The 12379-nt window shown below is 61.6% G+C and carries 9 protein-coding genes; 6 read left to right on the top strand and 3 right to left on the bottom strand.

From position 1 onward, the window contains the following. Nucleotide 1 precedes the first annotated feature (1 nt). A complete protein-coding gene (locus LDN70_RS16355) occupies nt 2-1054 on the bottom strand; it encodes a hypothetical protein (RefSeq protein ID WP_142938139.1) in 1053 nt (350 codons plus the stop codon). A 107-nt stretch (nt 1055-1161) separates the two neighbouring features. On the opposite strand from LDN70_RS16355, the gene LDN70_RS16350 reads away from it, so the two are divergent. Next, nucleotides 1162-1332 (top strand): hypothetical protein, encoded by a 171-nt coding sequence (locus tag LDN70_RS16350; protein ID WP_017199100.1) that lies wholly within the window; start codon nt 1162-1164, stop codon nt 1330-1332. 168 nt (nt 1333-1500) lie between these two features. On the opposite strand, the gene LDN70_RS16345 is transcribed toward LDN70_RS16350, so the two are convergent. Further along, entirely contained in the window at nt 1501-3144 is a 1644-nt protein-coding gene (locus tag LDN70_RS16345) for an ATP-binding protein (protein WP_142938140.1), read from the bottom strand. A 218-nt stretch (nt 3145-3362) separates the two neighbouring features. Here LDN70_RS16345 and LDN70_RS16340 point away from each other — a divergent pair, with 218 nt between their 5' ends. Both LDN70_RS16340 and LDN70_RS16335 read left to right on the top strand, forming a co-directional pair. Further along, nucleotides 3363-3746, top strand: coding sequence for a DUF7793 family protein (locus LDN70_RS16340; RefSeq protein ID WP_166841768.1), 384 nt, complete (start codon nt 3363-3365; stop codon nt 3744-3746). A 19-nt stretch (nt 3747-3765) separates the two neighbouring features. After that, nucleotides 3766-4575 (top strand): class I SAM-dependent methyltransferase, encoded by an 810-nt coding sequence (locus LDN70_RS16335; RefSeq protein ID WP_223940805.1) that lies wholly within the window; start codon nt 3766-3768, stop codon nt 4573-4575. Nucleotides 4576-4635: 60 nt separating this feature from the next. Here LDN70_RS16335 and LDN70_RS16330 read toward each other — a convergent pair whose 3' ends face one another. Continuing rightward, nucleotides 4636-6855 (bottom strand): S9 family peptidase, encoded by a 2220-nt coding sequence (locus tag LDN70_RS16330; RefSeq protein WP_223940804.1) that lies wholly within the window; start codon nt 6853-6855, stop codon nt 4636-4638. 192 nt (nt 6856-7047) lie between these two features. On the opposite strand from LDN70_RS16330, the gene LDN70_RS16325 reads away from it, so the two are divergent. From LDN70_RS16325 to LDN70_RS16315, 3 genes are read left to right on the top strand one after another with little or no spacing between them, the layout of a single operon-like run. Continuing rightward, nucleotides 7048-7845 carry a glycosyltransferase gene (locus tag LDN70_RS16325; protein WP_223940803.1) on the top strand — a complete coding sequence of 266 codons (798 nt, stop codon included), beginning with the start codon at nt 7048-7050 and terminating at the stop codon, nt 7843-7845. After that, nucleotides 7842-9305, top strand: coding sequence for a glycosyltransferase family 4 protein (locus LDN70_RS16320; protein ID WP_223940802.1), 1464 nt, complete (start codon nt 7842-7844; stop codon nt 9303-9305). Before LDN70_RS16325 ends, LDN70_RS16320 begins: the two co-directional genes overlap by 4 nt. A gap of 40 nt (nt 9306-9345) precedes the next feature. Next, nucleotides 9346-12378: a glycosyltransferase family 39 protein gene (locus LDN70_RS16315; protein ID WP_223940801.1), complete on the top strand. Its 3033-nt coding sequence runs from the start codon at nt 9346-9348 to the stop codon at nt 12376-12378. Nucleotide 12379 lies beyond the last annotated feature (1 nt).

Here is a 12379-nt window from a genome sequence, read left to right as displayed (position 1 = left end):
CTCACTCCCCGTGTGGCCCGCCCCGGCGACTGACACTTTGCCGAAGGTGTTCGCGGACGGCTGCGCTGCGCTCCGGCAAGGCGGCCTGTTCGAAGAGTATGGCTGCTTCTTCGAATGCCGTGAGGCTTTCTTCAAGTCGTTGTGATTCCAGCAAAGTCCGCCCAAAAAGAAAATGCGCTTCGGCGGATGTTTGCGTAGCCAAAATAGAGGAGCGGGCACACAGCGGTTCCAGGATGGCCAAAGCTTCATGCATATCACCGGCCAGGTAATTCCAATGAGCGCGGACCAAGGACATTTCCAGGTGGTCCCGCTCGGATCCACCCACAATGTCGGTAGCCAGTTCTGCCCGCTCAATGCAGCGAAGTGTGGCCGCGTCACCGAGTTTTGCCTGCAGGCGCATTTCGGCTGAAGCGCGGTTGAAACGTGCCCACAAATCAACATCTTTGGACGGTGAAAGCCTTTCGGCGGCCAGATCGTGGTACCGGCCCCCATCCGCTACCCGGTCCGCCAGAAAAGCAACGTTACCGATCACCCAATAACCCTTGCCCGCTGTGTCTTCATCAACGTCGTCGGTAATCAAGGTCTCCAGGACAAGACATTCCCGCCATGCATCATCCAGCAGCCGGCTCTCCGCCAAGGCCGCGATCAGGGCGCGCTGGGCCAGGACCTGGACGTAGAGGAGATCGGGGTCCGCGGCAGCGAGTTTTGCCGCGTCTGCTGCCACGGTTGCAGCTTCGGCAAGCCGGCCTAGGCCTTGCAACCCAATGGCCACCATCGTTCCAGCCTTGGCCCCGAGCTCGGGGGAGGTAGCGGTAAGACTGTGCTCATTCAGTGTGATGGCCAGTGCCAGATATTCTTCGATGCTTCCTTGATCGCGCAGGCACTCCGCCTGCAAGTAGCGCATGTTCCACCAAGCGGTTTCGTCGCCGGCGTCGCGGGCCAGTTCGGCAGCCTCTGCAGCCAGACTGAAGGCCTCGTCAAAGTCCCGCACCTTCCATTTGGCGCGTGCATTGAGTCCGGCAACAAGGTGGGGGGCCAGGTGTGGACTTTGCATATGCCCATTATCCATGTCATTGCGGAAGAAAAGCTCGTATAGTTTGCCCCGTGACTTTATTCAAGTCACGGTCAACAAATTCGCATCAGTACGAAAGGGCATAGCGGATGAAAAAATTTGCGGCAACCCTGCTCATGGCGGCGGTTCTGGCAGTCACCGGTTTCGCTGCCCCGGCCAATGCCGAGCCTACGCAGGACAGCACGGCAATTGGCTGGTGGCCGAACAGCACCACCACAGGTAAGACGAACACCACCAGCATCGGTTGGTGGCCGAACTAAACATTGGGGGAGCGCCTCTCAAGGCCTCATTAGCTGAATTGATGCCCCGGGCTGCTGCCCGGGGCATCAGTTTTGTTTCGCCGGATGTCGACTATTAGTGACGGGAGCCCAAATTTTTTGGGCCCCGCGTTGACTCGGATGTCACAGCCGCTGGCTCGCAATTCACAACTACGGCCCGCCCACCGGCAACTCCACCGACACCGTGGTCCCGGACCCAAGGATGGAGTCGAAGGCCATACGTCCCATGTGACGGCTGATGATGTCATTGGCGATTGCCAGCCCCAGTCCGCTCCCCGGCACTGCCGCTGAGGTGGCGTTGGAAGCGCGGTAGAACCTGGTCAGGATGTGGGGGAGGTCGTGCTCAGGGATGCCAAGGCCGTTGTCCGCTATCCGGACGAGGGCTGCGGGGCCGCCATCCTCGAACGCGGACATGGCGCTGGTGATGCCAACGCGGCCGCCCTCGGGGGTGAACTTGATGGCGTTGGCCACGATGTTCGTGAACACCTGTTCCAGCTTGGCTTCGTCTGCCGTGACCTCAATGTCCTCGGCGGCCTCCGTGAAGGACACGGAAACGTGGCGGGATTCGGCCAGGGGACGGAGCGTTGCCACCACCACTTGGAGGAGTTTGTCTATATCAACCGGTTTAAGGTCCAAGTTGCTGCCGTCCTGCATGGACACGGTGAGCATGTCCTCAATCAGCCTGCGCAAGCGATTTGAGTTCCGGGCAATGACTTCCAGCATTTTCCTGATGCCGTCGGGAACCGGGCCGCCGGAACCGTCCTGGATCATGTCAAGGTAGGCGGTGATGGACGTCAGGGGCGTCCGCAGTTCATGGTTTACGGTGGCCAGGAAGTCAGTCTTGGCCTTATCGAGCTGCCTTAGCTGGTGCAGGACGCGCTGTTGGGCGCTGATGAGGTGGCCTTGGATGAGCCCGTGGGCTACGTTTCCGGCGACGTGCTGCATCAAGGCGATTTCCGGGCGGGTCCAGTCGTGCCGCTCCTTCACCGTGGACAAGAGGATGATTCCCATGGCGGAGGCGCCTTCGCCCACGGGGAGCAGCACAGTGGAGACCGGCTTGAGCTCTCCGGACCATCCCCTCAGTGCCTTTGCGATTTCTGAATCGGGGAATTCGCGGTGGTCCTCCACAGCCAGGACATCGGCGTCGGACCATAGCTTGTTGGCCGTCTGGGTGATGATGTCCCCGCTCTCGCCTAACTTGGCGGGCAGGAGCGGCAGACCGGGCCGGTTCCATTGTGCCCGGATACTGGGTACCCGTTCATCACGGAAAGTGGCGAACCAGACGTGGTCCACGTCCAAGGCCTCACCAAATCCTCGAACCACGTGCTCTGCGATGAGTTGCGGATCGTTGGTCTGCCGGATTGCCGAAGAGACGTTGCGGAGGCTTTCCCGCAGCGCTTCGACTTCGCCCCGGGAACGTGAGCGTTCCCGTGCCCGGCCAATCAGGGTCTCCACCCGGTGGACCAGTTCCCCTGGACGCGGGGGGTTGATGACGTAGTCCGCTACGCGCCAGGACTCCACTTCTTCAAGGTCCACGGACTCCTGCTCATCAAGAAGGAGCAGCACGGGAGCTCCAAGGATGCCCAGTCCATGAGCGAGAGCGTTCTCCGCCACCACCACCGAGGGGTGTTGCTGTTGAAGGTGGTGGGCCATGGACGCAGAATCCTTGGCAGAAAAAACCTGGAAACCCGCGGCGTGTAGCGCGGATGTAGTGGCCGCCATGCGGTCATGGTTGGAGTCCGCTACGACTGCCGAACGCGAGGCATGCTGTTCCCCGGCAACGGTCTCGCCCACTGAGCCCCTTCCGTTCCACCACTGGTGCGCATTATTTCAGGATTTGGCAACACACTATCAGCGGCATCGCGGCCAGCGGCCGCCCAACCGGAAATGAGCTTTTGAGTCGCGGGTCACACCTTTACTTTGGCTCCGGGATTAGACAGCCTTGAGGGAATGAGCGAGGGGCGATCCATTCCGGGTTTCCCTGCAGCTGCCTTGAATGTGCGAGGAGAATTGTGGACCACCCAGCTACACCGCAAGACCACCAGGAAGTGATGTTCGAATTGGAGCTCGAACAGCCAGGGATACTGCGCCTGACATGGCCGCGTGGCGCCCGGATCCAGGAACGGGACGCGCAGAGGGCCATGGACAAGGTCAACGAACTCTGCGGAACGGACAGGCACCCCATGATTGTTGACATGGCAACAACGGACGATGTCACCAGGGGTGCCCGATCAGTTTTTGCCAAACCCTGCCAGGCCTCCCGGATCGCTCTCTGGGGTTCATCCCCGGTGGACAGGGTTATTGCCAATTTCTTCCTGGGCATCATGAAGCCGCCATGCCCTACCAAGTTCTTCACGTCCGAAACAGAAGCGTTGGAGTGGCTGGTGGAGGCGTAGCGCCCCATATATTTGGAGCATGATCTCCGCTCTCCGAAAGTACCTGCTGATACCCCGGCTCATCAGGCTTTCCTCGGCCGCCCCCAAGGATCCGCTCACGGCCTGGGACCAGTATTGGGGCAGAATCCGTTCCACCGGTGCCGCCGGCGATGTCCTGTGGGACTCGGGAAGCGCTCATGAATTGAACAGCTATCTTCCCCACCTGCAGCTGTTGGATCCTACGATCCCCATAGTGGATGTTGGGTGCGGGAACGGCAGTTTCACCCGGCTACTGGCCCAGCATTTCCCGCACGCATTGGGGCTCGACTACTCCGCCAACGCAGTGGACCGCGCACGGCAGGAAGCAGCAGGAATCACGACGGCGTCGTTCGCCGTGTGCGACATGACGGCACCTGACGCTGCGCAGACGGTGGGAAAGGCCCTTGAAGCTGCGGGCTGGACGGGAAACGCAAACGTGTTCATCCGAGGTGTTCTGCACGTACTGGACCGCAATGGCCAGGCCGCTTTGGCCGCAAACCTGCTGCCCGTCGTCGGGGCCCGCGGTGGCGTTTTCCTGGCCGAGACCAACTTCCCGGGCACCCCCGTGGACTATGTCAGCCACCTCGGGGCCACACGGAAATTCATTCCGGCTCCGCTTGAGGGAGCCATCCGGGGACTGCCTATGCCTGGCCGCTTCGGTGCTACGCAACGGGCAAAGGCCTTCCCGACGGCGGATTGGAACCTCGTGCGGGACGGTTCAGCGAGCATCGAGACACGCCCGTTGAGCAACCCAACGTCTCCGGATCTCATCCCTGGCTACTACGCACTGCTCAGGGCGCACCAAAGCTGAGGTTAGCGCAGCTGATGCCCCCGGACAGGCTTCATGAGGGCATCACCTGTACTAAAACTCTTATTTGAGTCCGGCCCCGGGGAGCAGCTCCGTGGCACCGAGGGAATCGGCGATGAATGCGTAATCCCAAGCCCGCTCGCGCCACTGAACGTACCGGCCCGATGCGCCGCCGTGGCCACCATCCATTTCGATCTTCATGACGATCGGCTCGGAACCGGTGGATGCGGAGCGCAGTGCCTGCACCCACTTGGCCGGTTCAACGTACAGCACCCTGGTGTCGTTGAAGGACGTCACGGCAGCGATCTTGGGGTAGGCCGCAGCCTTCACATTCTCGTACGGAGTGTAGGACTTCATGTACGCGTAGGCCTCGGGGTCCGTGATGGGGTTGCCCCATTCCTCCCACTCCAAGGCTGACAGCGGAAGCTCAGGGTCCAGGATGGTGGTCAGAGCATCCACGAACGGTACCTGCGCCACCACGGCAGCGTACTTCTCCGGCGCCATGTTGGCCACCGCACCCATGAGCAGTCCGCCGGCGGATCCACCCATTGCAGCAATACGCGAAGGATCAACCCAGCCGGAGCCTGCCAGCCAGTCCGTGGCCGCAATGAAGTCGGTGAACGTGTTCTTCTTGGTGAACTTCTTGCCATCCTCATACCATGTGCGTCCCAGTTCACCGCCCCCGCGGATGTGGGCAATAACCATGACGATTCCGCGGTCCAGAAGGGACAAGCGGGCCACGCCGAAGCCGGGATCCATGCTCATTTCGTACGAGCCGTAGCCGTATACCAAACCAGCGGCGGTGCCATCCTGCTTGACCGACGCGTGACGAAGCACTGACAGCGGGACCTGGGTGCCGTCGTCGGCCGTTGCCCATTCGCGGGTGGCGACGTAATCCGCTGCCGAGTAGCCACCCAACACAGGGCTTTCCTTGCGGAGCAGCAACTCGCCACGGGGCTGTTCGGCTGTAGGCAGGACGAAGTCGTAGACGCGGGACGGCGTGAAGTACGAGGTATAACCCATGCGGATCACCGGGGCTTCGTAATCAGAGCCGGCAACACCTGCAGTGTAGAGCTCCTCATCGAAGGCAGGCTCCACGGGCGTCCCCTGAGCCGCCGTGCCCAAGCCTGCCAGCGGAATCACCTGCACGCGCTCAATGGTGTCCTTGCGGACGGACAACACCAAGTGCGTGGACGTCACTCCCGCGCCGTTGACACGAACGGCGTCGGAGTGCTCGACGACGGTGCGCCAGTCCTGCTCAGCCAGCGGCTTGGTGAGGTTGGCCGGGTGCACCAGGCTCACCATCGAGTTGATGGCGTCTTTGTTGTGGGTGAGGAGCAGTGTTTCCTTGCCGTCCAGCAGGAAGGGCTCAGCCTCGTAGAGAACCTTGTGGTCGCGGGAGATGACGGTGGTGAGTCCGGCGTCGTAGTCCTCGAAGCGGAGCAGCCGCGTTTCGCTGAACTCGGAGCAGCCGACGCTCAGCACCAAGTGCCGGCGGTCGGAGGAGAGGTCGAAGCCGAGCCACATGGCGACGTCGTCCTCCTGGTAGATGACTTCATCCTCGGCCACAGGCGTACCCAGCCGGTGTGCCTTCACCTGGTAGGGCCGCCACGAATCATCCACAACGGTGTAGAAAAGGCGGGTTCCGTCCGGGGAGAAAGCAACCCCGTAGAAGATGTCCTCGATGATGTCCGGAAGGAGCTCGCCAGTGCGTAGATCCTTGATCCGCAAGGTAAAGCGTTCGTCTCCGGAGTTGTCCACCGCGTAGGCGTACAGGTTGCCGTCGACGGTCACGGCGGCACCGCCGACGCTGAAGAACGGCTGGCCTTCTGCCTCGATATTGCCGTCCAGGAGTACCTCCTCGCCGGGAAGAGCGACGCCGGCGTCAACTGCCGGGGGAGTCCAGTCCGCCACAGGATCGCCGGTGTTGTTGGCCAGGACGCGGCACTGGATGCTGTACTCCTTGCCCTCCACCGAACGGCTGTAGTACCACCAGCCATCCTTGCGGCTGGGTACGGAGAGATCCGTTTCCTGGGTCCGGCCCTTGATCTCCTGGAACATGGCCTCACGCAGTGGCTCCTGGTGCGCCGTGACCGCTTCCTGGTAGGCATTCTCTGCTTTGAGGTGGTCAACAACCTCGGCTGATTCCTTGTCCCTGAGCCACTCATAGTTGTCCACGAAGACATCGCCGTGATGCTCGCGGCGGGTGGGGATCTGCTGGGCGACAGGAGGCTGGAGTGTAGTTTCCTTGGCAGCGGCAGGGACGGAAGAAGTGTGGCTCATGTGGCCACTCTATAGACGGGCTCTGACACAGAACCAGCAATTTCGCTCAGAGCGGCCGGGGTGCGGGCGAATTGTGAGAGTGGCCCATGACTTGGAGCACAACGCGCCGGACCAGCGTCATGAGTTGCCTGGTGGCGCCACTCCATAGTGCGAGCACGATTTACGCCCCGTTCCCGGATATTGGAGATTCAAATGGTTCCGCTTCACGCGCATAGTGTTCAGATCGGCAGGAGGGAAAGTTTTCAGGCAAAGCGGCATCCAGACTCTTTGCGTCGCTCCTACGTAGATCTCGAAGTCATTATCCCGGCTTACAACGAGGCCTCAAGGATCTCCGGCACCCTGACTCAAACCGTGGATTTCCTGGCAGTTCAGCCATGGTCTTCGCGCATTGTGGTGGTTGATAACGGCAGTGTGGACGACACCGCTTCGGTTGTCCGCCGGATCTCCCGGGAGAAGGGAGACTCTGTGCCTATCTCGCTGGTGGGCTGCTCCCGTCGCGGAAAGGGGGCGGCTGTCCGGCGCGGCCTCCTGAGCGGGACGTCCAAGTACACGGGTTTTTTTGACGCCGACCTCGCCACTCCTTTGGAAACGCTCACATTGGCCATGTCTTACCTTGCCGGCGGCGTGGCGGCGGTGATCGCCTCCCGTTACGCCCCGGGTTCCACCCTTGTTGTGCCTCAACACCTTGGGCGCCGAATGGGTGGCACGGCCTTCCGGGCACTGACCAAGTCAAAGGTCAAAGGCATCCAGGACACCCAGTGCGGGTTCAAGTTTTTTGAACGTGACGCGCTCACGGCTGCCATGGTGCAGTGCCGCAGTACCGGATTTGCCTTCGATGTTGAACTGCTCCTCAGGCTTCAGGACAACGGCGCCGGCATTGTGGAACTGCCCGTGGCATGGACCGATGGGGCAGAGTCCACGTTCCGCCCCTTCCAGGACGGAGTTGCCAGCTTTGCCTCGGTGATCCAACTTCAGAAAGCAGCATCATGACGGACTCCCCAACTGACATGAATTCACCCACCATGCTCGCTGGAAAGCACGTGTTGGTTCTGAATTGGCGCGACGTCATGCACTCCCAGGCCGGCGGTGCCGAGCAGTACATGCATGAAATCTCACGCCGATGGGTGAACAGCGGAGTTCGTGTCACGTGGTTTACGGGGCGCGATGCCGGCCAGGCGGCCGAGGAGATCATTGACGGCATTCGCGTTCTGCGCGGCGGCGGAGCGCTCTCCCTTTATGGACAGGCAGCACTGAGGCTCCTGCGCACCAACGGACGGTTCGATGCTGTGGTGGATTGCCAAAACGGAATCCCGTTCTTCTCTCCGTTGTTCCTGCGCAGAGACATCCCGATCGTCCATCTGGTCCACCACGTTCACCAGGATCAGTTCCGCACCCGGTTTTCTCCGCCCATGGCCGCCGTGGGCCGCTTTCTCGAAAGCACCGGCGCCAAGACGGTCTATGGGCAGCGAGCCATGGTGGCAGTATCCCCTTCCACGCGCATGGAATTGCGGAAGCTCGGATTCTCGGCCCCCATCCATGTGGTGCCGAACGGAACCATCGATATCCCGCCGGCTGTTTCCACGCGGGCCGCTGAGCCCACCATCGCCGTCGTGAGCCGTTTGGTGCCCCACAAACGGTTGGACCTCCTGCTGGGCCAGTTTGCTGTTGCGGCGCGGAAGCTTCCGCACCTGCGCATGGACATCGTCGGTGACGGGCCGGAGCGGGCACGGCTGCAGCAACTGGCAATGGATCTCGGCCTGGTCCACGCCGTCACCTTCCACGGATACCAATCCGACGACGTCCGTGATGCTTTGCTGAGCCGCTCCTGGATGACGGCTTCCACGTCCGCTTCCGAAGGCTGGGGTTGCTCGGTGATTGAAGCAGCAGCCTGGGGAGTGCCCTGTTTGGCTTTGAGGGTTCCGGGTATCAGGGATTCCGTGGTGGATGGCCGTACCGGATGGCTGGTGGACAATCCCAAGGATTTTGGCGCCGCCATAGTTGATGCAATGACCGAGTTGGCTGCGCCGGAGGCCGCCATCATCGTCTCCGGTGAGTGCCGTGAATGGGCCCGTTGCTTTACATGGGACCGTAGCACCAAGCTGCTCACCGGGGTGCTGTTGGAGGAAATCATGATGCAGCGGGACGGCGGAGACCCCCTGGCCCGCCACTCGGATCTTTCCACTCTGGTTCAGTACGAATTACCGGTTCAGTTTGAGGAATCCGGCGATGCCCATTTCGCCGCAGCACTGAGGCCGACGGATGAGTATGCAGTGGCTGACGGCAACGTATCCATCATCATGAAAGGCCGCGATGAATTCGAGGCCTCCGCTGCGATGAAACGGCTCGGGGTGGTTTCCGCGGAGATCCACTCCGCGGGACACGGTACCCTGCTTGCCGGGCCAGGGAGTGTCTTCGCCCCGGCCGATGCCCTCGATGGTCGGCAACGGTAACTGATCAGTGGTTGTATCCGATCAGACAATGACCCCGATAGTGAGCTTGAGACCCAGGGCGGAAGGTAGGAAGGGGACTCCGCATCAGGACGTCAACATAGCCCAAAACGGTGGCTTCCTTGCTGTGTCAGCCGGCCTCGTGGGAGTGGTGAGCTATGCGTGTTCCCTGCTCATGGCCAACATGCTGGGCACAGCGGACTACACACAATTTGCGGCCGCCGCCATGATCCTTGGGGTGGTGGGAATCGTTGCCAACGCGCTGGTGCCGCTGCCTCTGTCACATGTGGTGGCCGTACACCGGCAGGGGTCCCGGGAGCGGCAGGACGGCGTGGCCTTCTCGGTGTTCGTGTCCTGCCTGGCCGGACTGGTCGCCGCCACCATCACAGGCAGCGTGACGCTAGCCATTGCTACGCCGGAGCTGGCTGCTGCGGTGGCTCTCGCCGCTTTTGCCATTTTCGTGGTGAACGCGCCCGCCGGTTGGCTTCAGGGGGAGCTGCGCTTCACGTGGTACGCCGTGTCCACCATGGGCGAGGTGGTCCTGCGGTTGCTCTTCAGCCTGCTGGTCATTGTGATGGCATGGGGCGCAGGGGGAGCGGTCCTCGGCTTTGTGGTGGGTTGCCTGGCACCGTTGGTGGTGCCGTGGGGCTTCTATCAGGATCTCCGCTGGCGTCCCCGGGTGTTGCTTCAGAAGTGGCGATGGGCTGAAACCAGTGATATCGCGTCGGTCCTGTGTGTGGTGTCCGTGCTGGTGGGTGTGGATGTGGTGGTGGTCGGCTTCCTGGATAACGGCTCTGTTGACGCGGCCGGATTCCAAGCGCTCGCCACCATCGCCAAGGGCCCCGTCTATGTGGCCGCGGGCACGGCATTGGTAGCATTCCCGCTTTTGCGCGCCCCCGGCGTGAAGCCTGGCGAGGTGCTTGGTGCTTCCTTTGCCTCCTTCGGGCAGCTTGCGGTGGTGGCCTTCGCCATCATCGCTACTGCTCCGCCCATGATGTCCGGGCTGGTTGTTCCGCAGAAGTACCACGGCTCGCTTGGCCTCCTGCCATGGCTGGCGGCTTCCGGCCTCGGCTATGCCGTTCTGATGGTGCTTTCCACCATCCTCCTTGCCATGCGCGCTTACCGTCGCTGCCAAATAGGTCTGGCGTGTGCCTGTGCCCTGGTGATTGGCGGCCTGTGGATTGGTTGGCAGTTGAACGCTGTCACGGGCATGGCCGTTGGCTCGGCTGTTGGCGCGGTGATGGCTGGCGTGGTCCTCGCAGTCTTGGCGCGTCCTGTCCTGGCTGCGGCCCGCCCCGGACGTGGTGCCGGCACGTTCCTGGTCCTGGCCGGCGTCCTGATCGTGATCCTGGCATTCGTCGGGAAGGTGCAGCCCTTGGTCTGGTTTGCTGTCGCCGCCATCAGCGGGATCACCGTTCTTGCCTACCAGCGTGGCATTTTGCCGCACAGGAATGACTTAAGAATTTCCCGACGGCCTCAGGTTGGCAGGCGCAGCAAGGCTTCAGGCCGCCGGGCCAAGCCTCAACCGCTGTCCCCTGGCCCTGTGCGCGGGTGGAGGCGCCGGGGGCGTTCCAGCAACCTGACAGCATTCATCGCTGTGGTTGTTGTGGCGTTCGGCGTCCGTGCCCTGGGCCTCGAGCGTGGCTTCGAGCTGTGGGTGGACGAGATGTTGTACGTCCGGCTCGGTGAGTCCGTGGCCGCCGGAGAGTTCCCCACTTTGCCGGACGGGCCTTTCTTCCTCCACCCGCCCGGGTACTTCCTCCTTGAAGCCGGGGTGGTGAAGATTTTTGGGATTACCGGCCAGATCATTGAGGTGACGCTTCAGTTACGTTGGCTCAATGCGGTGATGGGTGCTGTAACAGTGGGTCTTGGCTTCCTGCTGGTCCGGAAACTGGCAACTCCTACCGCCGCCTGGCTCACGGCGGTGCTGCTGGCGTTCGAGCCGTTTATTTTGCGGAACAACAGCCATGCATTCCTTGAAACCACGGCCATGGTGCCGGGGCTGGCTGGGCTGCTGCTCCTGGTCTCACCCCGGGGTTCGCAGCACAAACCGTTTTCCTTCCTCAGGCTCGCAACAGCTGGGCTCTTGCTGGGGTATTCCATCCTTTGCAAGGACTTCTTTTTGATCTGCACGGTGGCGCCGGTGGTTGCGGCAATGGTGTGGAAGAAGTCGTTCCCTTGGCGGAAGGGGCTGGTGGTCACAGGATTCGGCTTTCTGCCTTACGTGGCCTATCTGGTGGTGGTGGCCGCACACGGGCACTTTCCTAGCTGGGTGTGGGCCAAGAGCAATGGTCTGGTGCGCATGTCCGGCGTGGAGAAGACCACCGGGTTCACTTCCGAGGGCTCACCAAGCATCGTGTCCAGGCTCATCGAACAGAGCGGGCATTTTGGGACCAGCTATTTCTTGTTGGGTCTTTGCCCGGTGGTGGGTTTGCTCTTGTGCTTCAGCCACCACCCCGGTCGCCGTCTCATGGGGTTGGCCGGTGCGGCTCTGGGTGCAGCGGGCGTATACAGCGCAGTGTTCGGCACTTTTGAGGAACAGTACGGATACGGCGTCATGGTGGCCGGAGCCATTTGTTCAGTGCTGGTGGTGGTGGAAATCCGGGAGAGGTACCCCAAAACCCGTCTAACCCTGGCTGTTATCAGTGTCTGCTACGTCGTGCTGACCGTGATCTTGGGGCTTCGCACGGCACTAACCCTGGATAACGGCTTCGTCCGGGCAAATGATTGGATCCAGGCCAACCTTCCTGCCGACGCCAGGATCAGTGTTACCAACAGCACCGGTCACTTTGCGTATATGCATGATTCCCGGTTCGGGATATGGCCCTCCGCACCACTAATGAAACAGAACGGCGTGAGTTACATCCTCACCCAGTCCAAGCCCACCAGCCAAGGTTACGGCTATGCAAACCCCACCATGCTCGCCTGGCTGAAAGAGCATGCGACTCCCATGGTCACAACGGCCGGCCCCACCAATGGGGAAACCACTATCTGGTTGGTGGATCCCGCCGCCCTTGATGTGGCAGCTGAGGATGGCATCGGCGAGCCTTCGAAAGAATTCGGGACGGAAAAATAGC

The organism is Arthrobacter sp. StoSoilB22 (genome assembly GCF_019977315.1).
Lineage (GTDB): Bacteria > Actinomycetota > Actinomycetes > Actinomycetales > Micrococcaceae > Arthrobacter.
This window is presented reverse-complemented; position numbering and strand designations above follow the sequence as displayed.

Excerpts from the sequence above, each read along its gene's own strand:
- LDN70_RS16355 (WP_142938139.1), bottom strand. The coding sequence starts at position 1,054 with ATGCAAAGTCCACACCTGGCCCCCCACCTTGTTGCCGGACTCAATGCA.
- LDN70_RS16350 (WP_017199100.1), top strand. The coding sequence starts at position 1,162 with ATGAAAAAATTTGCGGCAACCCTGCTCATGGCGGCGGTTCTGGCAGTC.
- LDN70_RS16335 (WP_223940805.1), top strand. The coding sequence starts at position 3,766 with ATGATCTCCGCTCTCCGAAAGTACCTGCTGATACCCCGGCTCATCAGG.
- LDN70_RS16330 (WP_223940804.1), bottom strand. The coding sequence starts at position 6,855 with ATGAGCCACACTTCTTCCGTCCCTGCCGCTGCCAAGGAAACTACACTC.
- LDN70_RS16325 (WP_223940803.1), top strand. The coding sequence starts at position 7,048 with ATGGTTCCGCTTCACGCGCATAGTGTTCAGATCGGCAGGAGGGAAAGT.
- LDN70_RS16320 (WP_223940802.1), top strand. The coding sequence starts at position 7,842 with ATGACGGACTCCCCAACTGACATGAATTCACCCACCATGCTCGCTGGA.